The following is a 25,235-nucleotide window of genomic DNA, read 5'->3' as shown; positions in this document are numbered from 1 at the left end:
TCCCTAAATCAGGCCGCGCTGCTTGAGGAACGCGTCGGCGACCTGTTGCGGCGTCTGGTAGTCGATATCCACCCTGGCGTTAAGCTCGGTGATCACCTGATTGTTGAACTGTTTCGACAGCGTGTTCAGCGCCTCTTCCAGCCCCGGCGTGTTTTGCAACACGTCGGCGCGCACCACCGGCGTGACCGCATAGCTCGGGAAGTAACCCTTGTCGTCTTCGAGCACCTGCAGATCGAAGCCTTTCACCCGGCCGTCGGTGGTGTACACCAGCCCGGCGTCGACGAAACCGTCGCGGATGGCGTTGTAGACCAGGCCGGGATCCATCTGGCGGATTTGCGGACGATCGAGCGGCATGTCGTACAGCGCCTGCATCGGCTTCAGGCCGTCCGAGCGGCCGGCAAACTCCAGATCCAGCCCCAGCAGCCAGTTGTGTTTCGGGTCGGTTTTACGCACCTGTTCCACTTTGGCCACCAGCTGCGACATGGTGCGAATCTGTTCTTTTTCTGCGCGCTGGCGCTGCATGGCGAAGGCGTAGGTGTTGTTCATGTCCGCCGGCTGCAGCCACACCAGGCCGAGTTTGGCGTCGAGCTTTTTCACCGTGTCGTAAGTTTCCTGCGGCGTCATGCGCTTATTGATGTGGTTAAAGATGATCAGCGAGGTGCCGGTGTATTCCCAGGTCATGTCGATCTGTTTGTTGATCATGGCGTTGCGGGTGATCACCGTGGCCAGATTGGTCTTGGGTTCGACCTGAAAACCTTTGGCCCGCAGGTATTGCACGGTGATCGCCGACAGAATGCGCTGTTCGGTGAAGTTCTTGCTCGCCAGCGTCAGCGGGGCGGCCCAGGCGGCCGCGCCGGTCATCAGCAAGGAGAACAGCAGCGCGTGGCGGAGGCGTTGTAACCATCGAGTCATCGCGTTTCTCCCATCAGGATGCGGTGTGCGGGCTGAGCCGGCGGCCGAGACCGGCCAGCGCCAGATCGAGCAGCAGGGCGATCAGCGCGGTGGCGGCGGCGCCGAGGATCAGCGTCGGGAAGTCGTTCAGGTAGATGCCGGGGAAGATCAGTTCGCCGTAGCTGCTGGCGCCGATCAAAAACGCCAGCGGCGCGGTGCCGACGTTGATCGCCATCGCGATGCGTACCCCGGCGAAGATCACCGGCAGGGCGTTGGGCAGTTCGACCTGGCGCAGCCGCTGCCCGGCGGTCATGCCAATACCGTTGGCGGCCTCGACCAGCGCCGGCGGCACCGAACGCAGGCCGGCATAGGTATTGCGCACGATGGGCAGCAGCGAGGCGAGGAACAGCGCCACCACCGCCGGTCGGTCGCCGATGCCGATGATCACCATCGCCAGCGCCAGCACCGCCAGCGGCGGCAGGGTGTTGCCGACGTTAAAGATCTGCATCACGTGCTCCGCCCAGCGGCGGGCGAAAGGGCGGCTCAGCAGGATGCCGCTGGGAATGCCGACCAGCAGCGACAGCAGCATGGAGCACGCCACCAGGAACATGTGCTGCTGGCCGAGGTAAATCAAATCTTCCCGGCGCGACTTGAGGGTTTCCCAGCCGATGCCGTAAACCAGCAGCGCGACGACGGCGATAAACAGCAGGCTCCCGAGGAGCAGGCGCCGGTATGGCGCTGACTTGTGCATGATGTTGCGTCCTCCGTTGCGCGGAGCGGCCGATAGGCGGCGCATTCCGCTCTGATTGTTACCCACTGCCCGGCGGGCGTGGTGGTACAAAACGGGCGTTTCGCATGAGGTTAGCGAGATTGAGCGAAGGGTGCGTTCGGCACAGCGTGCTGAACGTAGGCTCAATACGTGAGTTAATCAGCATAAGATACTGATATTTAAACCCGAGAAAGCACGAAGCCCAAAGGCACCGGCTAGGGAAGGTATAGCACCCTGTCGTTGAGCGTGCCAAGTTTTATGAACAAAATCAGCTGATTGAGTTTGCCCAGATTGGCGCCGCAGACCGCGTCAGCGCTGGGATGCGTGGAAAGTAAAAAAAATCCGCAGCAAAACGTTACGCCGTAACAATCAGTCCAAATGGTGCGATTCGCCGCCGGCAAAGGCAGGATGTGAGGGCGGATAGACTCGGCGCAGACGCTTGCTGATATACTCAGGGAAAATAAAAACGCCAGGAAGCCTGCATAACGCCATGACAAATAACGTTTCACCCGCACCCATCGCCCACCGCCCGCTGATCCTGATCGCCTGCATGCTGGCGATGTTCATGTCGGCGATCGAAGCCACCATCGTCGCCACCGCCATGCCGACCATCATCGGCGATCTCGGCGGCTTTTCGCTGCTGGGCTGGGTGTTCGCGGTCTATTTGCTGGCGCAGGCGATCACCATTCCCATCTACGGCCGGCTGGCGGATCTCTACGGCCGCAAGCGGGTGTTCTTCTTCGGCGCCACGCTGTTCCTGCTGGGATCGGTGCTGTGCGGCTTCGCCCCCGACATGTATTGGCTGATCGGCTTCCGTCTGCTGCAGGGGCTGGGCGCCGGCGCCATCATGCCGATCGCCTCCACCATCATCGGCGACATCTACAGCGCCACCGAGCGGCCGAAGGTGATGGGCTACCTGTCGAGCGTGTGGGGCGTGTCGGCGATCATCGGCCCGCTGCTGGGGGCGTTTATCGTGCAGCACCTGCCGTGGGCGCTGGTTTTCTGGGTCAACCTGCCGATCGGCCTGCTGGCGATGTTCTTCCTCTGGCGCTATCTGCCGGCGCATCAGCAGCTGCGGCGGCACGCGCTGGATCTGGCGGGCACCGCCTGGCTGACGCTGTTTGTTTCGGCGCTGCTGCTCGCGCTGTTGCAGATGGAAAGCCTGGGATGGTGGGTGGCGCCGTTGCTCGCGCTGGCGGCGGCGTCGCTGGCGCTGCTTGTCCGCCAGGAGCGGCGCGCGGTCGAACCGCTGTTCCCGCTGGCGCTGTGGCAAAGCCGGGTGATCGTCGCCGGCAACATCGGCGGGCTGGTGATCGGCGCGGCGATGATGGGCATCAGCGCCTTCCTGCCTACTTTCATTCAGGGCGTAATGGGCGGCTCGCCGCTGGAGGCGGGCACCACGCTGGCGCTGATGTCGATCGGTTGGCCGCTGGCCAGCACGCTGAGCGGCCGTTTGATGCTGATGACCTCGTACCGCGCGACGGCGTTGCTGGGTGCGCTGCTGTTGGTGGCGGGCGGCCTGATCCTGCTGATGCTGCAGCCGACCGGCGGCCTGCTGTGGGGGCGGGTGGCGGCGTTTATGGTCGGCGCCGGCATGGGGTTGTGCAACACCACGTTTTTAGTGTCGGTGCAGAACGCGGCGCATTACAGCATTCGCGGCATCGCCACTGCCTGTACGGTGTTTACCCGCATGGTGGGTTCGGCCATCGGCACTGCGATTTTGGGCGCCACGCTGAACCTCAACCTGCAGTGGCGTTTGCCGGAGGTTGACGACCCGGTGCAGCGGCTGATGGAGCCGGCGGTGCGGCAGAGCATGGGAAGCGAAGCGCTGGCGCAGCTGATCCAGCAGGTGGCGGCTTCGCTGCATTGGGTGTTCCTGGCGTCGGCGTTGGTGTCGTTGCTGGCGTTGGCGGCGGCGATGCTGATCCCGGCGCGTTGTCGGCCGCAGGGCGAAGGGGAAGAGGCGGAGCAGGCGTAAGGGAAAAGTAAAGGGCGCGGCTGTGAATGAACTGCGCCCTGGATAGCCGATGCGGCTTACTGCGTGTTGGAGGTATCCTGGCTGCTGCCGGTCTGCGCCGCGTCACCGCGATCGTCGCCATTGTTCAGGCGGGTATAGACGATCTTCTGGGTGTCGTTTTCGCAGTGGCCGACCACTTGGCCGCCCGCTTGATCGGCCTGATCGTTAGGCACGATCTCCAGTTTGAAGCCGGACTCCGGAACGCCGTTATTGATGATTTTCTGCGAAATGTCCGCTTTCACGCTTTCGCAGGAGGCCAGAGCCGCCAACGGCGCGCCGGCCAGCAAGACAGCGGTTAATATCAGCGTTTTCTTCATCACGTCATCCTTTTAGACAATGGACTTCCTGTAACAGGATAGCAGTAATGGCGGCCGGGTTTCACGCTTGCCCGCCCGCCGCAGGCGGATTAAGGATTAATCCGACGCCCGGTCTGACGATCCAGACATTTACGGGTGTCCGGCTCCCAGTATGCGTTAACGTTGTTGCTGTCGTTGCAGCGATCTTCGTCATCCGCCGCGCGATCGGCCTTGTCGAACTCTTTCTCGACGCGAGTGTTAACCTTGTGGCGCAGGGATTTGGTATCATTCCACTGCTCTTTGCTCTGGCGTGCTTCTTCGGTGCTCATCGCGCCGCTGCCTTTGCCATCGACGGTGACGCAGGTGCTGCCCTGCGTGCAGGTGGCGGCCAGCGCCGGCGCCTGCCAGGCGCCCATAACGGCCAGCATGGCGACCGGCAGCATCCCGCGCAGCAGTCGTTGGGTCGAAAATGTTTTCATCGTTTCATCCTTATGAGTGAGTGCGCCTGATGATGGCGGCACTGGCGTTACTTCGCCCGCAGGCGTGGTGACAAATATACCACCGCGCTTCTGAAATTCACCAGCCAAGCGCCGATTCGTTTACTTTATCGAGAGAAAACTGCGACCGATGTTAAAAACCACGCTGTTGTTTTTCGCCACCGCCCTGGCTGAAATTATCGGCTGTTTCTTGCCTTATCTCTGGCTCAAAAAGCAGGGCAGCGCCTGGCTATTGCTGCCGGCGGCAGTGAGCCTGATGCTGTTTGTCTGGCTGTTGACGCTGCATCCGGCGGCCAGCGGGCGGGTCTATGCGGCCTACGGCGGCGTGTATGTGGCGACGGCGTTGCTGTGGCTGCGGGTGGTGGACGGGGTGAAGCTGTCTGCGCTGGACTGGGTGGGCGCGGGGGTGGCGCTGGCGGGCATGTTGATCATCATTTCCGGCTGGCGCGCAGCCTGAGCAAACACGGCGGGAGTCGCCTCCCGCCGCCGGAGATCAGGCGCCGCGGTGGATGTTCAGCCCGGCGAAGGACTGGCTGACCGGCATCATTTCCAGCGTGTTGATGTTGACGCGCGCCGGCAACGTCGCGACCCAGAACACCGACTCGGCGATGTCTTCCGGCGTCAGCGCATCGGCGCCTTCGTAGGTTTTGTTGACCTTGCCGTCATCGCCCTTGAAGCGCACGTTGGAGAATTCGGTGCCGCCCACCAGGCCCGGCTCGATATCGGTCACGCGGATGCGCGTGCCATGCAGATCGGCGCGCAGCCCCAGGCTGAACTGTTTGACGAACGCCTTGGTGGCGCCGTACACATTGCCGCCGGCGTAAGGCCAGTTGGCGGCGGTGGAGCCGATGTTGATCACATGGCCGACGTTGCGCTCGACCATGGCCGGCAGCAGCGCACGCGTCATGTTCACCAGCCCTTTGGCGTTGGTGTCGATCATGGTTTCCCAGTCATCGGCGTTGGCCTTGTGCGCCGGCTCCAGCCCCAGCGCCAGCCCGGCGTTGTTCACCAGCACGTCGATCTGGCGCAGCTCGGCCGGCAGTGCTTCGATCGCCTGTTGAATGGCGGCGCGGTTGCGCACGTCGAGCCGCACGATGTGCAGCGCTTGCCCTAATTCGTCCTGCAGCTCTTCGAGACGCTCAAGGCGGCGCCCGGCGGCGATCACCTGATGGCCTTCACGGATAAAACGGCGTGCGATTGCCTCGCCGAAACCGGAGGTGGCGCCGGTAACAAAAATAATCATGTTGCTGTTCCTCAACTGTTTTTACCCTACATGCCTCTATCATTAGCACAAACCCGCTGGCAGTGGCAGCGGTTATCGCGGCGCAGAGAAAAAAAGGCCGCACCGGGCCGGCGGCCCGGTGCGGATCAATGCTGAGGCGGCAGGTGGTAGACCACGGCGTCATACTTGATGTTTTCACGCTTGCCGGCCAGCACGCCGCCCAGCGACTCGGCGAGGCGGCGGCTGGCGGTATTTTGCTCGGCCACCGGGTAGATAAGGTGCTGAGGCTGAAAGCGCTCGCTGACCCAGCGCGCGATGCCCTGCACGATTTCGCGCCCGTAGCCCTGGCCGTGCAGGCTCTCTTTCACCCAGATGCCCAGCTCCGGGGTGCGGCTGCGCAGGTTGTGCGCGCCGCCGACGCCGACAAACTGCCGGTCTTCGCGCCGACGGGCGACGAAGATCACTTCTTCGCCTTCGCGCATCAGCGGCAGCCAACCTTGCCAGACGTTGGCGAAATCTTCCGGCGACGCCTCCGGCTCAAAGGCCATAAAGCGCGTCAGAGTGGGGGTGATCGCCTGGTAAACATCGTCGGCGTCTGCTGCGGTAAAGGGGGCAATCAACAAACGGTCGGTGTCCACGCGGCACTGAGAAAGGTCATTATGATTCATCTTATTTTCCCTCGCTTTTCAGGCCAGAACGGCAAAAAATCCGCGCCCATAAATCAGGGCGGATCGTCGATATTACGCGCATTGGCGGCAGAAGCGACTTATTTTTCGCCGCTTGGGCAAGATGGAAAGATCGGGATTGGTGACAATGTCACGTTATGAATGAAGCGGCGAGCGCGCTGAGGTGCGCCCGCCGTCGGGGATCAGAACTTCACCGAGCCTTGCAGATAGATCGTGCGCGGCTGGCCGATGTACAGACCTTTGTTATTGTCGTCATAGGCACGGGTGAAATACTCGTGGTTGAACAGGTTTTTCACGCCGACGCCCAGATTCAGGCCGGCCATTTCCGGGCCGAAATCATAGGCGGCGCGCACGCCCCACAGCATATAGCCGGGAATGCGACCGGTGCTGCCGTCGGCGCTTTCCGCCACGGTGTTGGCGTTATCGGCGAACTGGCTGGATTGGAACTCGCCGTTGAGGTTAAACGCCCAGTTGCCCGGCGTGTAGTCCAGCCCCAGCGTGCCTTTATGCTTCGGTGAGAACGGCACCTGGTTGCCCTTGTAGCCGCCGTCTTCGCGGATAGTGGCGTTGACGTAGGCGTAGCTGGCGTAGGCGGTCAGATCGTCCAGTTTCGGCGTCAGCTGCGACAGATCGTAACGCAGGCTGCCCTCCAGCCCGGCGTGGCGAGTTTTGCCGCGCGCGGTCACGCTGTCGGTCACCTGGTTGGAGTCGTACTGGTTGTTGAAGTTGATCAGGAACAGCCCGATTTCGCCGGTCAGCGCATCGCCGGCGTAGCGGGTGCCCAGCTCCCAGGTGCGCGCCTTCTCCGGTTCAATCTTGCCGCTGTCGACCGCTTTGCCCATCTGGCTGTACTGCACGGTGCCGAAGGAGCCTTCGGTGTTGGCGTACAGGTTCCAGTATTCGTTAAGGTGATACATCACGTTCAACGCCGGCAGCGGCGCGTTATAGCTGACGTCGAGGCGGTTGTTCTTGATGTAGTTGTTCTGATACGACTTGATGTACTCGTAGCGCATGCCTGGCGTGATGGTCCAGTCGCCGATGTCGATGCGATCGTCGATATAGAAGGCGTGCGCCTCGGTGCCGGACTGGGTATCGCGATCGTACGGGCTGGCGCTGGACGGCAGCCGGCCGGTGCTGGCCTTGCTGGTGTAGCGCAGCTCGTGGGTGGATTCGCTGACGTAGCGGTAGCCGACGCCGACCTCATGCGCCGAGTCTCCCCAGCGGAAGCTCTGGCTGTAGCGCGGTTCCACGCCGCGCACCCAGTATTCGCGCGGTGACAGCGTCAGATTTTTGCCCTGATCCAGATAGCCGCTGCGCAGGGTGTAGGTGTAGAAGCTCTGCACGTCGAACTTGTGCTGTTGATCCGGCTGATACTGATAGCCGAAGTTCGCCAGCTGGCGGCGGCCCCAGAACTTGTCGTACGGGCGCGTCGACTGGAACGGGTTGGCGTTGTAGTCCGCCCGGCTCAGGCCGCCCGGCATGTCCGCCTCGCCTTCGTAGTATTGCAGCAGGCTGTTGAAGGTGTGCACCTCGTTCGGGGCGTAACGGCTTTTCAGCATCACGTCGTCAATCTTGGTCGCGCTGTGTTCGCGCCAGTCGCTGCCGCGGGTGCCGGAGTAGAGCAGCGCCGCGCCGAAGCCGTTGTCGGCGGTGCCGCCGATCATCAGGTTGCCGGTGCCTTTCGGGTGATCCTGGCGCGAAGTCGGGCTGAGCTGCCCCTGCATGCCCGCCTCCATGCCGAAGGTTTTCGGGATGGCGCGGGTGACGAAGTTGACGACGCCGCCGACGCTCTGCGGCCCATAACGCACGGCGCCGCCGCCGCGCACCACGTCGATCGCGTCCATATTGCCGAGCGAGACCGGCGCCAGCGACAGCTGCGGCTGGCCGTAAGGCGCGAAGGGCACCGGGATGCCGTCCATCAGTACGGTGGAGCGGCTGGCGAGGCGCGGGTTGAGGCCGCGAATGCCGAAGTTCAGCGCCATGTCATGGCTGCCGGTGCCGTTGTTCTCCGGCGCCACCACGCCCGGCACGCGATTCAACGCTTCGCGCACGGTGGTGGTGCCGGTTTTGGCGAATTCTTCGCGGCGCACCACGTCGCGCGCGCCGGGATGTTCGAACACGTCTACCTGGCGGCCTTCCGCCAGCCAGTCACCGACCACGGTGATGTCTTCTTCCTTCTGCGGCTGCGGCAGTTTGGCCAGCGTGTAACCGTTGTTGCCGAGCGCTTTAGCCTGCAGGCCGCTGCCCGCCAGCAGGGCGTTCAGGCCGTCATCGACGCCGTAGCTGCCGCTCAGGCCCGGCGAACGTTTACCGGCGGTCAGCGTGCCGTCCACTGAGAGCGCGATGCCGGCGCGAGCGGCGAAAGCGTTCAGCGCGCCGTCCAGCTCACCGGCCGGAATATGATAGGCTGCGGCGGCGCTGGCGGCGCTCGCCGTCAGCGGTGCGGCGAAGGCCAGGCCAATGGCCACGGCCAGCGGCGTGGCGCGTTTTCCCCAAAGCGAAGCCGGCGCTCCCTTTTCCCAAGCGTTGTTCATACCTTCTCCTGAATCATTTTTTATTTATTGCTGCAGTGTTTTCCTGGGAGTCGGATGAGCGAAGCAAAAGGGACAATCAAGAATGCGATTTTTTATCATTTTCATTTAAAAAATTCAGGCGGGAACGATTTGCAGCCAATAGCGGGTAAAGCTTTGCAGGCGCACCGGCAGCGTCTGGCTGAGCAGGGCGAGGGCGCGATCGGTATCGTTGAGCGGGAAACTGCCGCTGACGCGCAGGCCGGCGACGGCCGGATCGCAGCTCAGGTGGCCGCGTCGGTAGCGCGCCAGTTCGGCGATCACCTGGTCCAGCCGCCATTGGCTGACGCTCAGCACGCCGCGCAGCCAGCCGTCCTCCGCCGCAGCCGGTTGCTTGTCGCTGAAGGCCGAGGCGCTGAAGCCGATCTGTTCCCCGGCGTCCACCCGGCGCGTTTGCTGCGGATCCTGCGCCAGCTGCGCTTCGACCGCATGCTCCAGCACCGTCAGGCGCGTCTCTCCGCCGATCTCGCGCACCAAAAAGCGGGTGCCGAGCGCGCGCATCGCCCCTTGCGGGCTTTGCACCCACAGCGGCCGGGGGTCGCGCCCGGTAATCAGGCTGATTTCTCCGGCGTGCAAACGGATCAACCGTTGACGATCGTCGTAATGCACGTCCACCGCACTGGCGGTGTTCAGCACCAGCTGGGTGCCGTCGCTTAACACAATGGGTTTGATTTCGCCGGTGGCGGTGCGGTAGTCGGCGCGCAGCTCCCGGCCGAACGGCGATTGGTAAAGGAAACCGCCGCCGCCTACGCCAAGCAACAGCAGCAGGCTCTTCAGCAGGGTGCGGCGATCGATTGCCGACTGGCGGCCGGCGCGATCGAGCGCGCGGTAGCTGAACTTGCCCGGCACGCCCTGCAGCTGGCTCTGCAGCGCTTCGACGCGCTGCCAGGCCCAGCGGTGATCGGCGTGCTGCTGGTGCCAGGCTTGCCACTGTAGGCGCTGGCGGTCGGTGACGTGCTCATCGCACAGCAGGGCATACCAGTGTGCGGCCATCTTCAGCGCCTGGCGCTGCTCGGGGGTAATGGCGTTGCTCATGAGAAAACGTCGTTTTCCAGGCTGAACAGCAGGCAATGCTCGGTGGCCTTGGCCATGTATTTTTTAACCGAACTGACCGACACGCCGAGGCGCACGGCGATGTCCGCATAGCCCAGGCCTTCGAGCTGCGACAGCAGAAAGGCCTGTTTCGCTTTTGGCCCCAGGCCGTCGAGCATGGCATCGATCTGCTGCAGGCTTTCCAACAGGCTCTGGCGCTGTTCCGGCGACGGGGCGTAGCCTTCCGGGATCAGCGTCAGCATCTCCAGATAGGCGCGCTCCAGCGTTCTGCGGCGGAACAGATCGACCATCACCCGCTTGGCGACGGTGACCAGAAAGTCTTTCGGCTCGCGCAGGGTCGCCGCGGCGTCGCTTTTCAGCAGGCGCATAAAGGTGTCCTGCGCCACATCGTCCGCGTCGAAAGCGCAGCCCAGCCGACGGCGCAACCATCCCTGCAACCAGGCGTGATGGGTGGCGTAAAGGCGCGACAGCGCGGCGTGCGGGGCGGAAGCGGTGGCGGACATGGTTTTCGCATTGCTGGTCAAAAAGATGCGCGGATGATAATTGAGAATGGTTATCGTTTCAAGTTTGTCGGGTGGGTTCCTGAATGGTTCCGGCCTCTTTTTATCGCGTTGAAATAGGCTGACGGGCGCGAAAATATCCCTTTGCCCATTAAAGGTGCAGCAACGGTGTTATTTCGGTAAGCAAACGGTTGCTATTAGTCTGCCGTCGAAGATCGCCGCGTGTTTTATTCTTTTTCTTCGGTTGGTTTTCTTTGTTTAATTAGTATCACTTTGTTTTAACGTGAAAATATATTTTATGTCGGTCTGTTGGCACACGGCTTGCTATGCTTAACCCGGTCTTTAAGTTTGGGCAACAGAAGGCATTGTTTCATCGGCGCAGGTTATTATGCGGGTGAGATTGGCCGGTCGTCACAAGGAAGAAAATAATGGCACTGCAATTCACCACGGCTATTCGTGGCAATTTTTTTGATATCGCGGCCTGCGTGGAGGAACCGCAACAGCTTGACGAACGCCTGCGGCACATTCCCGACGGTTTGTTGCTGCTGAACGGGGGCGTTATCGTCTGGTTCGGCAGCTGGCAGCAGGGTGAGGCGCTGCTGCCGCCGGGTTTCGCGGTCACGGAGTATCGCGACAAACCGATCGTACCGGGCTTTATCGACACCCATATCCACTATCCGCAAACCGAAATGATTGGCGCCTATGGCGACCAACTGCTGGACTGGTTAAATAATTACACCTTCCCGACCGAAAGCCGCTATGGCTGCGAGCGGCACGCCGACGCGATGTCGGCCTTCTTTCTGCGGGAGTTGCTGAGCAACGGCACTACCACCGCGCTGGTGTTCGGCAGCGTGCATCCGCAGTCGGTCGATGCGCTGTTCAGCCAGGCGCAAACGCTGAACATGCGCCTGATCGCCGGTAAGGTGATGATGGATCGCCATGCGCCGCAGGCGCTGCTGGAAACGCCGGAGCAGAGTTACCGCGACACGCGCGAGTTGATTGAACGCTGGCACGGCAAAGGCCGCCTCGGTTACGCCATTACGCCGCGCTTTGCGCCAACCAGCACCCCGGCGCTGCTGGCGCAGGTGCAGCGGCTGCGCGAAGAATTCCCCGACGTGTGGCTGCAGACGCACCTGAGCGAGAATCCGCAGGAAGTGGCCTGGGTAAAATCGCTGTTCCCGCAAAGCCAAAGCTATCTGGACGTTTACCATCGCTACGGCATGACCGGCGGCAAAAGCGTGTTCGCCCACTGCCTGCACCTGGAGGAGCAGGAGTGGGACTGCCTGTGCGAGACCCGTTCGGCGATCGCCTTTTGCCCCACCTCCAACCTGTTCCTCGGCAGCGGGCTGTTCGACCTGCAGCAGGCCTGGCGCAAGCGGGTGAAGCTCGGCATCGGCACCGACGTGGGGGCAGGCACCTCCTTCAATATGCTGCGCACGCTGGGCGAGGCGTACAAGGTCGGCCAGCTGCAGCATTACCGGCTCTCCGCCGTAGAAGCGTTCTATCACGCCACCCTGGGCGGCGCCCGCGCGCTGTCGCTGGACGACAAAATCGGCAACTTCGACGTCGGCAAAGAGGCGGATTTCGTGGTGCTCGATCCGGCGGTGACGCCGCTGCAGCAGTTACGCTACGCCAACAGCGCCACGCCGGCGGAACAAGGCTTCGTGCTGATGACGCTGGGGGACGATCGCAATATTTATCGCACCTATGTGGACGGCAAGGTGGTTTATCAGGCGGCGGTGTCAGACTGATTTCATTCGCGGTGTTGGCGCAAAGGCATATTGGAATACGCCGACACCGCGTGGCGACAATTTTAACATAAGGAAGTGAAAGCCTTGATAGCGTTATTGCTGCACACATTGTGGATGAAAAACAGACAATGGAAGGGCGGCGCATGATTATTTATTGGACATGCCGAGATGTAGTCTGAATACGATTATTTGGTTAGGAGACTCTTTATTGGTTTTTTATGAATATACCTAGTGATATACAGCCATGTTGCTGGATAAGTGCGTAAAAAGCATTGCATTTCTTCGGGGGGCTCTATATCATAATGAGAATAATTATCTTTACGATATCGCTGCTTAAAAAGCAACAGGCTTGTTTTAATCACTGTTGCTGTTTTTTCGGTGTACTTCTGCATTTTACGAGCCAGGATTGGCTTGAGCTTTATTTCTGGAAAGGGATTTCATGCGTGATTTGTTTCGACAGGAAGCCACGGATCATCAGCGGGCGAAATGGGCGGGTAAGGCCTTATTGATAAACGGCTTGCCCGCCTGGTGCTTTGGTCTTTTATCGTTTTTATTTATTCTTGTTTTCCTCTCTTTTCTTATATTCAGTCATTATACGCGCCGCATTAATGTTTATGGTGAAATCACCACCTTCCCCCGCTCAGTCAATGTGTTTGCACCCCAGCAGGGTTTTATCTCGGAACGCTTCGTCGAAGTGGGCGACGTGGTTAAAAAAGGCCAGCGTCTTTATCAGATTGATGTCAGCCGGGTGACGGATAACGGGAAAGTGAGCGCCAATACGCGCCTGGCGCTGGAAAACCAGTTAAAACACGTTGACAGCATCATCCTTAAGTTGCAAGACAACAAGCGCATGACGCTGGAAAATCTACGCGCGCAAAAAAAACAGTATGAATTGGCGCACATGCAGTCCAAACAGCTGTTGGATAACGCACGAGAAGGGGTGGCATTTGCTCAGGACAACATGCGTTCCTATAAGGAATATCAGCAGCGCGGTCTGATTACCAAAGATCAGCTTAGCGGACAAACCTATTCGTTTTATCAACAACAAAGTCTGTTCCAAAACCTGCATAGCCAACACATTCAGGAATCGTTGCAAATTACGAATTTGGAAAGCGACATCGTTACGCGCGCGGCAGATTTCGATAATCAAATTTCACAGTACCAGTTTCAGCGTAATGATTTGCAACGGCAGTTAGCGGAAGCCGATGCCAGCGGCGCATTGATCGTGAACGCCCCGAGCGATGGCCGCATTGAATCTCTCAGCGTTACCCCGGGTCAGATGGTCAATAGCGGTGACAGTCTGGTACAGATTATTCCACGTAATGGCGCGATTTATCAGCTAGTTTTATGGTTGCCGAACGCCAGTGTGCCTTATGTTTCAGCGGGGGACGCCATCAACATTCGTTATGATGCTTTCCCCTATGAGAAGTTTGGCCAGTTTCCCGGCAGGATAGAAAGCATCGCTTATGTGCCGGCCTCCATGCAAGAAATGTCAACTTACAGCAGTTCTCCCGTGCATCAGCCCAACGCGCAAACGGCATCTTATTACAAGGTCACCGTTTCCCTGGATGAAACGCATATCAGTTACCAGGGCAAGGCGTTGCAGCTCACTAACGGCATGCGGGCTCAATCCACGCTGTTTCTGGAAAAAAGGCCTTTATATCAATGGATGTTCTCGCCTTTCTACGATATGAAAAACAGCCTGATGGGGCCAATTAATGACTGAATCTTATTTCGACACGCTAAAGGGCAAACTCAATTTGTCGCTGCGCCGCAAAGTGCCGCAGATCCTGCAAACTGAAGCCTCGGAATGTGGGCTGGCCAGTCTGGCGATGGTATGCCATTACCATGGCTTGCAAATCGATCTGTTTAATCTGCGCAGCCGCTACGGCTTTTCTTCACGCGGGGCGACGCTGTCCGCGCTGATTGACATCGCGAGCGCACTGAAACTGCAATCCAGAGCGTTATCGCTGAATATCGATGAACTTAAGGCATTGAAAATGCCTTGTATTCTGCATTGGGACATGAAGCATTTCGTGGTGCTTGTCAGTGTCAGCCGAGGGCGGGCGGTGATCCATGATCCTGCCTTTGGCCGTAAAGTGCTGGGGTTGCATGAACTGTCGCGGCATTTTACCGGCGTAGCGCTTGAGCTGTGGCCAGACAGTGAATTTCAGCCGATCAAACAGCAAAGCAGATTGCGTTTTCGCAAGCTGATGAGCAATGTGCGCGGCCTCAAGGGGGCCTTGCTAAAGATCTTCTGTCTGTCGATCGTGATTGAAACGGTTAATCTGCTGTTGCCCGTCGGTACGCAGTTGGTCATGGACCATGTGATTCTGGCCGGCGATCATGATCTTTTAGCGCTGATATGCATAGGATTGCTGTTTTTTATTTTATTCCGTACCGGCGTATCCATGTTGCGCTCGTGGATCTCTATCGTCATGGGCGCGTTGATAGACGTGCAATGGAAGGCGGGAGTGTTCGATCATCTGATGAAATTGCCGCTTTCCTTCTTTGAGAAGCGCAAGTTGGGTGATATTCAATCCCGTTTCGGCTCATTGGATACGATAAGAGCGACTTTCACTACCAGCATCGTCAGCAGTATTATTGATGGCATCATGTCCGTAGGCGTATTTATCATGATGCTGCTCTATGGCGGCTGGTTGGTTTGGGTGGTGCTCGGCTTTACGGCGATATACGTTATTCTCAGGTTGTCGACCTATCAATATTATCGGCAGCTGTCGGAAGAGCAGTTGGTGAAAGGGGCACGAGCCGGGTCTCATTTCATGGAAACGTTGTATAGCGTCAGTACGTTAAAGGCGCTGGGGTTATCTGAAACCCGTTCGCAGTATTGGCTGAATCTAAACGTAGAAACGATCAATGCCGGTATCAAGCTGACCAAATTAAACATGATGTTTGGCGGCCTGGGGGCGTTTATCGCCACCTGCGATCAGGTGATCATCCTTTGGCTAGGCGCGGCATTGGTCATAGACAATCAAATGACGATCGGCATGTTTATCGCGTTTAACGCCTACCGCGGGCAGTTTTCGGAGCGTGCCAGCAGCCTGATCGACATGATGCTTCAGCTGCGAATGCTGAGTTTGCATAATGAAAGGGTGGCGGACATTGTGCTTTCGTCACCGGAATCGCAAATGCCTGCGCGCCAGCTCTTCACAAAAGGCAAAGCCGCGGAGCTTCAGGTGCGGAATCTGCGCTACCAGTATGATCGCTTGGCGAAACCCATTATCGCGGATTTGAATCTCAGCATTGCAGCGGGAGAAAGCGTGGCGATTGTCGGTCCCTCCGGCGCGGGTAAAACCACGTTGATGAAGTTAATGTGTGGGTTGCTGTCGCCGGATGAAGGGGCCGTGCTGGTCGACGGTATGGATATCAGCAACATTGGCGTTAATAATTATCGCCAATGTATCGCTTGCGTGTTGCAGGATGACAAGCTGCTGGCGGGATCTATCGCTGAAAATATTTCAGGATTTGATGCCGAAATGGATCTGAAGCGTATTGAGGCGTGCGCACGACGTTGCAATATGCATGATGATATTCAAAACATGCCGATGGGCTATGAAACATTGATCGGCGAACTGGGGGGGAGCCTTTCTGGCGGGCAGAAACAGCGCTTATTGATAGCCCGTGCGCTCTATCGTCGCCCCAGCATTCTGTTTATGGACGAAGCGACTAGCCACCTGGATCTAGATAATGAAACACATATTAACCGCGCTATTTCACAACTGAACATTACCCGCGTGATTATTGCGCACCGTCCGTCGACGATTGCCTCTGCGGATAGAGTCATTCGACTCGGGTAATGTCAGCTTCGCTTTACCTGGCCTCTTCACCCCGATATTTTCGCTACGTCAACCGCGCACTCATCCTGCGGTGAACCCATGAAAAAAGGGTTATCACAATGATAACCCTGGCATGATGTGACGCTTTAGGCGCTGAAGCCAATGTTAACCGCAGAGGTCAACCGCGAGGCTTGCAGGGCCCCGATCAGTTCGAATCGGTATTGTTGTTGTTCCCCCACATGGTACCGCCGCCGTTGCTCCCGCCCCAGGGAATGCCTGATGGGCCAACTGAGCCGGGGGCACGATCGCCGGTGACATAGTTACCGACAGCACCGCCGACAATAGTGCCGACAACGCCGCCCGCCACGCCACCGATAGAGCCGATGCCGCCGCCGATCGCTGCGCCGACAGTTTCTGCGGAAACCGTCAATGTACCGCTGCGATCTCCTGCACCGGAAATGATTGAACATTCTTCAGAGGTAAGATTGCGCATACTTGCTCCTTAGTAATTAAATTTTAAAATAAGCCACGTTGATCATGCTGAGCGTCGCCCGCGATCGCTATTGAGCAATTTATGCGTGGCGATAACGGCAAAGGCGATAAGGGCGTATTTCAAGAAACGATTGAGGCTGAAATAATCCGCAATCGCGCCAACAACAAGCCCGATTAAAATGGCGAACAATATAATGAATAATCTTTTCATATGATGGATACGAATCTTCCTGCATTAGTTACTGTCGGCAGGATTGTTCGTCGATGTTTGTTTATTGCCACCCAACATGGATTCCACCATTTTGCCAGCGGTATAGGCGGCACCACCGATAACGGCACCGGCAACAGCGCCTGGGCCAGCACCGACGCCGCCAGCCATGGCGCCGGTCATCGCTCCACCAACCGCGCCGGCAGCGACTGCACCGCCCAACTCTGCATAGCTGAAATCCCCAGCTGCCGCGATAAAGTTCACTTCATTAAGTGTAAGCTCTCTCATAATGACTTCCTTATATTATTGGTTTTTGGTTTTTGCAGTTTTCCGATACCAGAAAAATGCCACTAGCAAGGTTGAAAAGATAAAGGATTGAATGATTGTGCTGGTAAACCTCCTGTCTTCGGAAAAAAATAAAGAATAAAAAATATCCATAAATGTGTAGTAAAAGCAGAACAAAAAAATCCAACTGCTTAGTAATTTCATCAGTGCCTCGATAGGTTTGATTGATAGGGGGTATCTTCTCGCGTTATTCCAATGATGTTGACAACGCGTGCAGCAATTGCGTCAGCGCTCGAAGAAGTTGAGCGTTGTTTAAAATGCTGTAATGCGTTTCTGCACAATAACTGAGTTGAACGCTATGCGAGGATTGCATCTCCCAGCGTTGTGCAAGATGGGGGTGTTTACGCTGACGTTGCTGGCTGAGCCAAAGCGTTAGCGGTATCGCTATCTGCGGCAGGGGGCCGGCGTTATTCGTTAGTTCGAACGATTTTTTCAGCGCCCAACAGAAGGTTTCGGCATGTTCCAGCGTGATCTTCTCCGCAAGCACGCTCTGATTCAGCGCATAGTGCATTTTTATCTCGTTGGCGAAGCTGTCTATCGCATTCGTTTCTTGACGCCGACACAAATGGCGCGCAATACCGAGGGAGTCGAACAGACTGAGGTAACTTTGGGCCACGCTGAAACGTCGCTTCACTGCGGGCTGCTGGGCGGGCAAACCGCTGTCGACAACCACCGCATGCGCAAAGGGCGCGCCTTGTTCCGCGGCCAGCGCCGCCATATGGACAGCTAATTGGCCACCCAATGACCAGCCGGCGATAACGGCCGTGTCGCGTTTGGCACGCGGTATGGCCGCCAAGTGGGAGGCGGCCAATCGCTGCAGGGTGAGTGTGTCGTCTGCGCCTGGCGCGGCCAACCCCGGGCTGGCGATGGTAATGATGTTGGCGCAGGCGCAAAGCTGTTTTGTCCACTTTGCATATTGATGTACCTGGCCGCCGGCGCCATGCACCAAATACAAGGTGGGCAGAGTGGGGCGATCGGCTGAGCCGGACAGCATCGATAACGGCAGGGGCGCATTCGCGCGCAGACGCTCGGCAAGTTTATCGAGCTGTGAGTAGCCAAGGATTTCCGCCAGGGTTAATTCCACATTAAGGGCGCGCTTGATGTTGCCCAAAAACGTGATGCCGGAAAGCGAGCTGCCGCCATTGCTGAAGAAGCTGGCATGGGGGTCGATCTTGTCTGGGGTACAGCCTAACGTATTCGCCAACAGCTCTCGTAGCAGCATGAGTTCCGCGGACGCCGCGGGTGCAACATCGCTGGCCTGACTCCGTTCGGTGCCTGGCGATAGCAAGGTGCGATCCAATTTGCCGTTGCGTGAAAGCGGGAAACGTTCAATGAGATGATAGCGGGATGGCGCCATATACGTGGGCAATGCGGCCGTAACCAGCTCGCGTATTCTTTGCTCTGCTTGAATGCAGGTTTTCCCCGCCTCGGTCAATGTGATGTAAGCCTCCAGATGCGGTGTGCCGTTCCCGGTTTCATCGCGACAGACGACACACGCTTCAGCGACCAGCTCGCTGCTTTTGAGCGCGAATTCGACGTCACCCAATTCGACGCGAAAACCCTGCAGTTTCACCTGTTGGTCTTCGCGGCCGAGAAACTCGATGTAACCGCTGCGATGCCAACGGCCGCGATCGCCGGTGCGGTACACGCGTTCTCCGGTGGTTGGGAAAAGCACAAAGCTGCCGGCGGTGGTTTGGCTATCGCGCCAATACTCGCGGGCGACCCCAACGCCACCGATATAAATGTCGCCGGTAACGCCGAAACCGCACGGCTCGAGTTTTTCATCCAACACCCACATGCTCTGATTTGGCAATGCGGTTCCATAGGGGATGGCGTTTCTGTAGTGCGTATCTCGTGTAACCGGATGATAAATTGACCATATTGCCCCTTCGGTTGCACCGCCAAGGCTGGTGATGGTGGCGTTGGGGCAAAGCCGATGTGCCTCGGCGATCAGCCGCGAAGAGATGCGATCGCCGCTCAGCCAAATATGCCGCAGTTGAGGCAGCGACAGGATGTTTTCTTGTGCGCAATATTGCACCAGCATTTGCAAGATGGCGGGAACCGAGTTCCAGATGCTGATTTGCCGCTGGCGTATCGCATTTAGCCATGCTGACGGCTCTTTCGCTTCATGCGGCGATAGCACCGTTACCGATGCGCCGGCTAGCCAGCTGCCGAACAGGTCATAGACCGATAAATCGAAGGCCAGATCGGCGAGCGCCAATACGTTGTCACGATGAGAAACGTTAAACTGTCGGTTCATGGTCAGCAAGGTATTGGTGACGGCACCCTGTTCCATAGCCACACCTTTTGGCGTGCCGGTCGTCCCCGACGTATAAATGACATAGGCGAGCGCTTCCGCTTCGCCTGGCGGGAAGGTCGCTGTGTCTGTGACATGAGGGGAAAACAGCGCCTCCAGATCTTGAATGCGGGTAGTCTGCGGATAGCGGGCGCGATGGTGAGCCTGGTTGCTCAAAACCCAGGCGCAACCTGATATCCGCATAATGGCCGCTGCGCGGGCATCCGGCAATCCTTCGGCCAACGGCAAGTAGGCGCGTCCGGCGAGGATCACGCCGAGCGCCGCAATAGCTTGATGAGCGCCGCGTGGAAGATCGATGGCGATGAGCGCGCCTGGGGCGGTATGGGCGATCAGCCAATGCGCCACGAGGCCGGCGTGCCGCAACAGTCGATCGTAATGCCATACGCTATCGCCCTCGTACAACGCCGGGCGATCCGCATGCTGGTGGGCAGTGCGTAACAGCCGATCGGAAAGAGGTTGCCGCAAGAATGCCGGCATTGCCTGTCCGATGGAGAGCTGACGCAATTGCCGGTTATCGGCCATTGACGCCAGCGAATAGTGGCCGACGGCCCGCGAGGGATCGCAGGCAATTTGCTGCAGCAGCAATGCGTAAGCTTGCGCCAATCCATCAATGCGCTCCGGCGTAAACAGCTTGGCGTTGTATTGCCATTCCAACTGAATGCCCTCTGCGCTGGAAATCACTTCCAGAACCAGATCAAACTTGGGCGGCGCATAGCCTCTCGGCAGGGTGTTAACCTGCGCACCGCCAACATTTAGCTCATTGCTTTTGCGATGTTGGCAGACGAACATGATTTGATAAATGGGGTGAAACTTGCCGCGCGTGGGCTTGAGTTGTTCAACCAGGTAAGAGAATGGCAAACCCTGATGTTTGAAAGCGCGCGCAAATTTATTCGCGTTCTTTTGCAGCAGCGCGGTGAAACTGTCGTCGCCAGTGATGATAAATTGGTGAGCGATCGTGTTGACGAAGCTGCCCACGGCATCGTTTAACGTCGGCTCGTTCCTGTTGGCGATCGGGCTACCGATGACCACGCGATCCGTCGCAGATTCTCTGGCAATCAGTAACGCGAAGGCGGAGTGCAACAGCGTAAACAGCGTCGTACCGTTATGTTTGGCTAACTGGGCCAGAGCCGACTGCAGTTCGTTCGTCAGCGATGTTCTGACGATATTCTGTGTTTTTCCTGCTGCGGTGATGGCGATATCGTATTCAAGCGCGTGTTTTTCCGGCGCACCATCCAGTTCATCGCGCCAAAACGCCATGCTGTCATCGACATTGGCGACGGCGAGGAAAGGGTCTTCAAGGTAGCGGAAAAACGCCTGGCCGTTGTCATAATGGCAATGCTCTTCGTGCGCGTGATAGCCACGGCTCAGTTCATCCACCAGCAAATTGGCCGTCCAGCCGTCGACCACGCAATGGTGAAAAGTCAAGAACAGATAGTGGTGCTGCGCGCTCTTTCTCAAGATCCGGCAGCGCAGGGGATACTCGGCACCGAGATCAAACGGAATCGTGCACTGGGCGTTAAGCGCCGCTAGCATACTTTTTTGCTGCTCCTCACTATTCTGCCCGCTGATGTCCTCGAGACTGTGTTCGAAAATGGTTTCATCAGGGTGCACGATGTCAACGGTGATGGCTTCCCCGTCTAGCCGATAGCGGCCGCAAAGCGCACCGTGCCGCTTGAGTAGTTTTTTCAGCGCGGCGAGCAAACGCGTGGGTTCAAAGGGCCCCAGGATCTCTTTGGCGATCGGAATGTTATACAGCGGGCTGTTCTTGGTGAAGTTTTCATACAGCCACAGGTATTGCCCCGCGTAGTGATTGACGGTGTAACAAGGCTTCTCCCCGGTGTCTCGCACTGCATTATCTGGCGTACAGACAGATAAAAATGCGGTGATGTCTTCCTGCACCGCACTGAGGGCGGCGGCGTCGACATGCTCAATGGTTTGGCGTCGAGGCGACAGCTCGCCGAATGTTGCTCCCTGTTTCGCCATTTCCATCAGATTGATCAGGCCGATGACGCTCATCAGTGCACTCCTTCTATGTTGACGTCGATAGCTTTCCCTGTTCGACCGCTTTTATTCGGGCGTTTGTCGCTGTGGGCGGAAATCAAATTCAGCCAATGCGACAAGCTACACAACTGCACTCCCGGGTTTCTCCGCTGTGCCATTGTGAAGGCGGCGCGATGATCGATATTCTCGCCATCATCGAAGCCGAAGATCCTCAGTACGCAGCCGTTCAATCGCTCATTGGCCGTATCGAACCGGATGTGCGGGAAATAGCCAAGCCGCGCGGAAAAGGCTATCAACTCAGTAACGCCGGCGTCGACGGCTTGGCGGCGCGAATCGGTTTTATGCAGCAACAGCAGCCGCTCATGCCGAAAATCGCGCAGCAGGCTTTGCGTGAGTCTGGCGCCGCCGGCTGTATCATGCATAAAGATCATGTAGTTAACTCGGCCGGGCAGGACGAGCAGCAGGGCCGAAAGCGCATCAAGCCAGCTGGCATATTGCGTGGCTTCGTTCGGTACGTTGAATATGGCCGCGTTCAGCGGCCATTCAGCATGCAACGGCAGCGCCTGCGGTGACAGAATGTCCACACCGTGTTTGTCGGCGAGGGCGGCCAACAAAAGTCGTTCATCTGCGCCTTCGGGGGATTGAATAAACAGCCGGCTGCTGGCCGGCGCCTCGGTTGATAGGCGGCGGCCGATAGCGCAACGGATGTCCAGATGCTGCGGATCCAGGCCATAGCGTGCATGGGCCAGCTGCGTTAGGTGTCGGCAGAAATCGGCGAGTCTCGGATGTTCAAAAATGTCGCTCAGGTTCAGATCCAACCGACAGTGGGCGTTAAGCGCGTTAATGATTTTTATGGCCTGCAGCGACTCGCCGCCGAGCGTGAAGAAGTCGCCATCGTCACTGCCCAGCGTCGCCAGCCAAACCTCATTCACCAGGGTGTTGAATGTCGTAGAACGCAATTCCCGTGTGGGTTCAGGCAGCCGGGATTGTCTTTCCAGGGTGCGATAATCAATCTTGCCGTTAGCCAGTTTGGCCAGCGGCGTTGGGTGATGCACGAAGCGCTGAGGAATATGTGCATTGGGCAGTTCGCCATACAGCGTGCGGCGCATTGCCTCGCTGAGCGGCTGCCGGCTGTGATAATGCGCGTACAGTTCCGTTCCCGCGTCGCCGCTTTTGGCCAGCACGGCAATTTCGACAATTGCGGGCAACCGGGCCAGACAGCTTTCTATCTCACCCATATTGACGCGCTGCCCGGCGATTTTCGCTTCACGAATTTTGCGGCCAAGGAACACCAGCTGCCCATCCTGGCGCTGGCAGGCGATATCGCCGGTACGAAAGGCGGGCATGGGATGGCCATTAACCTCAAGGGTGACGAACTTTTCCGCGCTCAGCGTTGGCTGATGCAAATATCCCAGGCTGACGGTCGCTCCGGCTATCAGTAATTCGCCGCTGCAGCCGAGCGGCAACAGCCTGAGATCCTCGCCGACGATCGCCGTGTATATACCGTCCAACGGTGCGCCTATCGTCACGGCGGCGCCATCGTTTTTGATTTCGGCGACCGTCGCCACCACGGTTGTCTCGGTTGGGCCGTAGGAGTTGAATAACTTTCTGCCTTTGGGATAGTGCGCGAACCAGCTTTCTTTGGCTCGCGGTGAAAGGCTTTCGCCGCCGATGATAACGGTCGTGACGGCCTGCGGCAGCGTCTGTTCGCCGCCGGAGGCGAACAGCATCTCATTAAAGTAGGCGGTCGGCAGATCCAACAGGCTGATTTGATGATCGGCGCAGAATGTGAAGAAAGCGGCAAAACTGTGCTTGACGGCCTCAGGGGCGATACACAGGTGGGCGCCGGCACCCAGCGTCATGAAAATTTCTTCAATGCACGCATCGAAATGCAAGGGCGCAAATTGCAACACGCGTTCATGCGGTTGAATGCCATAGCATTTTATCGCCGCATCGACAAAAACGTTGAGAGCATGTCGGGCGCCTATCACGCCTTTAGGCATTCCCGTCGAGCCGGAGGTAAACATGATATAGCCGGTTCCGGCCGGGAATGGCGGCGCCTCTGCCGCTGTTTGCCGGCGAAACACGGTGAAGTGCGCGAAATCCGCCGGCATATCGAGTGTCGATGCGCGCCAATGCGCCAATGCGTCAGGTTCGGAATGAAAGGAGGGAAGTGTGCGATCGGTAATCAGGATAGCGTCGCTAAACTGTTCAAGCAGCTGACGATGAGCCGCTCCATCCCCTTTGGCATTCAGGTTGACGAACGGCATTTTCAACTGCAGCGCAGCAAGCATGCAGATGATGGCTTCCGGCCCTTGCGGCAAGTCGAGCAACAGCACGGTGTATGCAGCACGGGCGGGGGCCAGGGTATCGGCCAGCGCACGCCACTGTTGCTGCAAAACGGCATAAGACAGCGCTCTTAGCGACAACGAAGCGTGTGCGGGCGTGAGGATCGCCGTGCGTTGCGGCGCTTGAACGACGGCACGATCGATACGTTGCATTATATCGACCACGTTCTCGTTGGCTGCTTTACCCTGCAGCGAGAGCGGGAAACGTTGTCGCAATGCCGCGACGGAAAGATTTTCCGGGACGTGATACAGCAAGGCGCACAAGGTCTGTATCCCCTGGCTGTGCCGCACCAGGCTGGCCGCATCGTAAAGCCCTGAGTCGGCATCGATCTCCAGCCGAAGCGTTTGGTTATCGAGATCGGGACGCATGTTGAAGACCAGATCCTGCGCGCCTCCTGAGCGTAAATTACGGATTTCGCTGCGCTGCGCGGAAGAAAATGAGGCTGCCGCTTCAAAGGGAATGATATTGACCACGATGTTGAACAGCGGCGAGCGGCTGGTGACGCTCCTCAGACTTTTTATCTCTTCGTAACGGAACGCTTGATGTTTTTTGAGTTGCCTGAGCATGCGTTCAATGGTCTGCGCCAACTGTCGGCATGAGGCCGTGTCCTCAATATCGAGCGTCAAAGGAACAACGTTGGTTTTGCAAGTCAGCGCCTGCCTCGTCAGGGAGTCTGTTCGCGCCATCATTGGGACGCCGATCGTTTGCTGTTTCTCGCCGGTACACAAGTACAAATATGCCATCACTGCCACGAAAGTGCGCGCCAGCCAAGAAGGGTGCCCGGTTTGCAGCGCAAGGCGCTCGGCAGGATAGGGCAACGACGTCACATGGCGGATCGTTTGTCCTGAGGGAATATTGGCGCAGGCTAATGTCATCGGGTCTGGTAGTGAGGCGCTGGCTGCTTGCCAAAAATGTCGGTCCGCTTGATAGGCGGCTGACTGTTTATACTCAGATTCAGCCCTGAGCAAGGCATCGAGCGCAGGTACGTCTTGCGGTTGCTGCGTTTGGCCTCGGTAGGCCTGTGCCACTTGGTGGATCAGCAAATAAGTGCCGTAACCATCAAGCAGCAGATGGTGGCTGCAGAAATACCACAGAAAGCGTTGCTCACCCAGTCTAATGATTTTTTGTCTGAATAACGGCGCAGCGTTCAACGAGAACGGGCGCTTGGTATCCGCTTCCATTAATTCGATAGCGGTGGCCATATTGTTGGCGCGCTGCGAAAGATCTACCCATTCCACTGAGATGTTGGCGGTGACGGGATATTGATAAGGCGTACCGTTATCTTCATCAAACAGAACGTGCAGCGTCGGCGTTTGGCTGATGACGCGATGAATGGCACGTTTCATTCTTGCGATATCGAGAGTGTGATTTATTTCGACATATTCCGCGATATTATAGCTCGATTTGTCATCGCCGATCTTGGTGCCGTAGTAAAATCCCGCCTGTGAATCCAATAGTTGATGCTTGCTCATCG

At 57.9% G+C, this 25,235-nt stretch carries 20 protein-coding genes; 6 read left to right on the top strand and 14 right to left on the bottom strand.

The annotated features are described in order from the left end of the window. Positions 1-3 precede the first annotated feature (3 nt). Together ACJ8MK_RS18160 and ACJ8MK_RS18155 are read right to left on the bottom strand one after the other, a co-directional pair. Positions 4-861, bottom strand: coding sequence for a glycine betaine ABC transporter substrate-binding protein (locus tag ACJ8MK_RS18160; protein ID WP_223307178.1), 858 nt, complete (start codon positions 859-861; stop codon positions 4-6). A gap of 64 nt (positions 862-925) precedes the next feature. Then, a complete protein-coding gene (locus tag ACJ8MK_RS18155) occupies positions 926-1,642 on the bottom strand; it encodes an ABC transporter permease (protein ID WP_033638459.1) in 717 nt (238 codons plus the stop codon). A gap of 508 nt (positions 1,643-2,150) precedes the next feature. Here ACJ8MK_RS18155 and ACJ8MK_RS18150 point away from each other — a divergent pair. Next, positions 2,151-3,638, top strand: coding sequence for an MDR family MFS transporter (locus tag ACJ8MK_RS18150; RefSeq protein ID WP_047567634.1), 1,488 nt, complete (start codon positions 2,151-2,153; stop codon positions 3,636-3,638). 56 nt (positions 3,639-3,694) lie between these two features. Here the strand turns inward: ACJ8MK_RS18150 and ACJ8MK_RS18145 are convergent, their stop codons facing one another. Together ACJ8MK_RS18145 and ACJ8MK_RS18140 are read right to left on the bottom strand one after the other, a co-directional pair. Further along, positions 3,695-3,994, bottom strand: a complete 300-nt coding sequence (locus ACJ8MK_RS18145) for a DUF1161 domain-containing protein (protein ID WP_033648229.1) — start codon at positions 3,992-3,994, stop codon at positions 3,695-3,697. Between the two features lie 89 nt (positions 3,995-4,083). Further along, entirely contained in the window at positions 4,084-4,452 is a 369-nt protein-coding gene (locus ACJ8MK_RS18140) for a DUF1283 family protein (protein ID WP_004938560.1), read from the bottom strand. Between the two features lie 148 nt (positions 4,453-4,600). Between ACJ8MK_RS18140 and ACJ8MK_RS18135 the strand changes: the two genes are divergently transcribed. Beyond that, positions 4,601-4,927, top strand: coding sequence for a YnfA family protein (locus tag ACJ8MK_RS18135; protein WP_334282556.1), 327 nt, complete (start codon positions 4,601-4,603; stop codon positions 4,925-4,927). Positions 4,928-4,963: 36 nt separating this feature from the next. Here ACJ8MK_RS18135 and ydfG read toward each other — a convergent pair whose 3' ends face one another. Next, positions 4,964-5,713: a bifunctional NADP-dependent 3-hydroxy acid dehydrogenase/3-hydroxypropionate dehydrogenase YdfG gene (gene ydfG, locus ACJ8MK_RS18130; protein ID WP_025302722.1), complete on the bottom strand. Its 750-nt coding sequence runs from the start codon at positions 5,711-5,713 to the stop codon at positions 4,964-4,966. 125 nt (positions 5,714-5,838) lie between these two features. Further along, positions 5,839-6,360 carry a GNAT family N-acetyltransferase gene (locus tag ACJ8MK_RS18125; protein ID WP_033638468.1) on the bottom strand — a complete coding sequence of 174 codons (522 nt, stop codon included), beginning with the start codon at positions 6,358-6,360 and terminating at the stop codon, positions 5,839-5,841. Between ACJ8MK_RS18125 and ACJ8MK_RS18120 the strand changes: the two genes are divergently transcribed. Then, the gene (locus ACJ8MK_RS18120; RefSeq protein ID WP_154609291.1) at positions 6,352-6,519 is read left to right on the top strand and encodes a hypothetical protein; all 168 of its coding nucleotides are present in this window, start codon (positions 6,352-6,354) and stop codon (positions 6,517-6,519) included. The two genes, ACJ8MK_RS18125 and ACJ8MK_RS18120, sit on opposite strands and share 9 nt — an antisense overlap. 41 nt (positions 6,520-6,560) lie before the next feature. Here ACJ8MK_RS18120 and fecA read toward each other — a convergent pair whose 3' ends face one another. The 3 genes from fecA to fecI all read right to left on the bottom strand — a co-directional run bounded on the left by fecA (position 6,561) and on the right by fecI (position 10,504). After that, a complete protein-coding gene (fecA, locus tag ACJ8MK_RS18115) occupies positions 6,561-8,912 on the bottom strand; it encodes a TonB-dependent Fe(3+) dicitrate receptor FecA (RefSeq protein ID WP_334282557.1) in 2,352 nt (783 codons plus the stop codon). Between the two features lie 114 nt (positions 8,913-9,026). After that, positions 9,027-9,983: a ferric citrate uptake sigma factor regulator FecR gene (gene fecR / locus ACJ8MK_RS18110; protein ID WP_033648233.1), complete on the bottom strand. Its 957-nt coding sequence runs from the start codon at positions 9,981-9,983 to the stop codon at positions 9,027-9,029. Continuing rightward, entirely contained in the window at positions 9,980-10,504 is a 525-nt protein-coding gene (fecI, locus tag ACJ8MK_RS18105) for a ferric citrate uptake sigma factor FecI (protein ID WP_033638471.1), read from the bottom strand. The genes fecR and fecI overlap by 4 nt, the downstream gene beginning before the upstream one ends. 425 nt (positions 10,505-10,929) lie before the next feature. Between fecI and guaD the strand changes: the two genes are divergently transcribed. The 3 genes from guaD to ACJ8MK_RS18090 all read left to right on the top strand — a co-directional run bounded on the left by guaD (position 10,930) and on the right by ACJ8MK_RS18090 (position 16,070). Then, positions 10,930-12,252 carry a guanine deaminase gene (gene guaD, locus ACJ8MK_RS18100; protein ID WP_033655182.1) on the top strand — a complete coding sequence of 441 codons (1,323 nt, stop codon included), beginning with the start codon at positions 10,930-10,932 and terminating at the stop codon, positions 12,250-12,252. A gap of 439 nt (positions 12,253-12,691) precedes the next feature. After that, positions 12,692-13,978, top strand: a complete 1,287-nt coding sequence (locus ACJ8MK_RS18095; protein ID WP_033648236.1) for an HlyD family secretion protein — start codon at positions 12,692-12,694, stop codon at positions 13,976-13,978. Beyond that, the gene (locus tag ACJ8MK_RS18090) at positions 13,971-16,070 is read left to right on the top strand and encodes a peptidase domain-containing ABC transporter (RefSeq protein ID WP_033638474.1); all 2,100 of its coding nucleotides are present in this window, start codon (positions 13,971-13,973) and stop codon (positions 16,068-16,070) included. The genes ACJ8MK_RS18095 and ACJ8MK_RS18090 overlap by 8 nt, the downstream gene beginning before the upstream one ends. Before the next feature lie 184 nt (positions 16,071-16,254). Here ACJ8MK_RS18090 and ACJ8MK_RS18085 read toward each other — a convergent pair whose 3' ends face one another. From ACJ8MK_RS18085 to ACJ8MK_RS18065, 5 genes are all read right to left on the bottom strand, one after another. After that, positions 16,255-16,542, bottom strand: coding sequence for a hypothetical protein (locus ACJ8MK_RS18085; protein ID WP_025302730.1), 288 nt, complete (start codon positions 16,540-16,542; stop codon positions 16,255-16,257). Between the two features lie 42 nt (positions 16,543-16,584). Beyond that, complete coding sequence (locus ACJ8MK_RS18080) at positions 16,585-16,752, bottom strand: hypothetical protein (RefSeq protein ID WP_154067229.1); 168 nt, start codon at positions 16,750-16,752, stop codon at positions 16,585-16,587. A gap of 24 nt (positions 16,753-16,776) precedes the next feature. Continuing rightward, complete coding sequence (locus ACJ8MK_RS18075) at positions 16,777-17,037, bottom strand: hypothetical protein (protein WP_049196799.1); 261 nt, start codon at positions 17,035-17,037, stop codon at positions 16,777-16,779. Between the two features lie 244 nt (positions 17,038-17,281). Next, positions 17,282-21,427: a non-ribosomal peptide synthetase gene (locus tag ACJ8MK_RS18070; RefSeq protein WP_442517957.1), complete on the bottom strand. Its 4,146-nt coding sequence runs from the start codon at positions 21,425-21,427 to the stop codon at positions 17,282-17,284. Next, entirely contained in the window at positions 21,427-25,233 is a 3,807-nt protein-coding gene (locus ACJ8MK_RS18065) for an AMP-binding protein (protein ID WP_442517956.1), read from the bottom strand. Before ACJ8MK_RS18065 ends, ACJ8MK_RS18070 begins: the two co-directional genes overlap by 1 nt. Between the last annotated feature and the right edge of the window lie 2 nt (positions 25,234-25,235).

Origin of the sequence: Serratia sp. CY38905 (genome assembly GCF_052168875.1) — a bacterium.
GTDB classification, from domain to species: Bacteria; Pseudomonadota; Gammaproteobacteria; order Enterobacterales; family Enterobacteriaceae; genus Serratia; species Serratia sarumanii.
The sequence above is the reverse complement of the archived record's forward strand: the minus strand, read 5'-3'. Positions and strand labels throughout refer to the sequence as shown.

What these genes read in the sequence shown, in the direction of transcription:
- ACJ8MK_RS18080 (WP_154067229.1), bottom strand. Translation starts at nt 16,752, where the DNA reads ATGAAAAGATTATTCATTATATTGTTCGCCATTTTAATCGGGCTTGTT.
- ACJ8MK_RS18140 (WP_004938560.1), bottom strand. Translation starts at nt 4,452, where the DNA reads ATGAAAACATTTTCGACCCAACGACTGCTGCGCGGGATGCTGCCGGTC.
- ACJ8MK_RS18065 (WP_442517956.1), bottom strand. Translation starts at nt 25,233, where the DNA reads ATGAGCAAGCATCAACTATTGGATTCACAGGCGGGATTTTACTACGGC.
- guaD (WP_033655182.1), top strand. Translation starts at nt 10,930, where the DNA reads ATGGCACTGCAATTCACCACGGCTATTCGTGGCAATTTTTTTGATATC.
- ACJ8MK_RS18150 (WP_047567634.1), top strand. Translation starts at nt 2,151, where the DNA reads ATGACAAATAACGTTTCACCCGCACCCATCGCCCACCGCCCGCTGATC.
- ACJ8MK_RS18085 (WP_025302730.1), bottom strand. Translation starts at nt 16,542, where the DNA reads ATGCGCAATCTTACCTCTGAAGAATGTTCAATCATTTCCGGTGCAGGA.
- ACJ8MK_RS18145 (WP_033648229.1), bottom strand. Translation starts at nt 3,994, where the DNA reads ATGAAGAAAACGCTGATATTAACCGCTGTCTTGCTGGCCGGCGCGCCG.
- ACJ8MK_RS18155 (WP_033638459.1), bottom strand. Translation starts at nt 1,642, where the DNA reads ATGCACAAGTCAGCGCCATACCGGCGCCTGCTCCTCGGGAGCCTGCTG.
- ACJ8MK_RS18075 (WP_049196799.1), bottom strand. Translation starts at nt 17,037, where the DNA reads ATGAGAGAGCTTACACTTAATGAAGTGAACTTTATCGCGGCAGCTGGG.
- ydfG (WP_025302722.1), bottom strand. Translation starts at nt 5,713, where the DNA reads ATGATTATTTTTGTTACCGGCGCCACCTCCGGTTTCGGCGAGGCAATC.
- fecI (WP_033638471.1), bottom strand. Translation starts at nt 10,504, where the DNA reads ATGTCCGCCACCGCTTCCGCCCCGCACGCCGCGCTGTCGCGCCTTTAC.
- fecA (WP_334282557.1), bottom strand. Translation starts at nt 8,912, where the DNA reads ATGAACAACGCTTGGGAAAAGGGAGCGCCGGCTTCGCTTTGGGGAAAA.
- ACJ8MK_RS18090 (WP_033638474.1), top strand. Translation starts at nt 13,971, where the DNA reads ATGACTGAATCTTATTTCGACACGCTAAAGGGCAAACTCAATTTGTCG.
- ACJ8MK_RS18135 (WP_334282556.1), top strand. Translation starts at nt 4,601, where the DNA reads ATGTTAAAAACCACGCTGTTGTTTTTCGCCACCGCCCTGGCTGAAATT.
- ACJ8MK_RS18120 (WP_154609291.1), top strand. Translation starts at nt 6,352, where the DNA reads ATGATTCATCTTATTTTCCCTCGCTTTTCAGGCCAGAACGGCAAAAAA.
- ACJ8MK_RS18095 (WP_033648236.1), top strand. Translation starts at nt 12,692, where the DNA reads ATGCGTGATTTGTTTCGACAGGAAGCCACGGATCATCAGCGGGCGAAA.
- fecR (WP_033648233.1), bottom strand. Translation starts at nt 9,983, where the DNA reads ATGAGCAACGCCATTACCCCCGAGCAGCGCCAGGCGCTGAAGATGGCC.
- ACJ8MK_RS18070 (WP_442517957.1), bottom strand. Translation starts at nt 21,427, where the DNA reads ATGAGCGTCATCGGCCTGATCAATCTGATGGAAATGGCGAAACAGGGA.
- ACJ8MK_RS18160 (WP_223307178.1), bottom strand. Translation starts at nt 861, where the DNA reads ATGACCGGCGCGGCCGCCTGGGCCGCCCCGCTGACGCTGGCGAGCAAG.
- ACJ8MK_RS18125 (WP_033638468.1), bottom strand. Translation starts at nt 6,360, where the DNA reads ATGAATCATAATGACCTTTCTCAGTGCCGCGTGGACACCGACCGTTTG.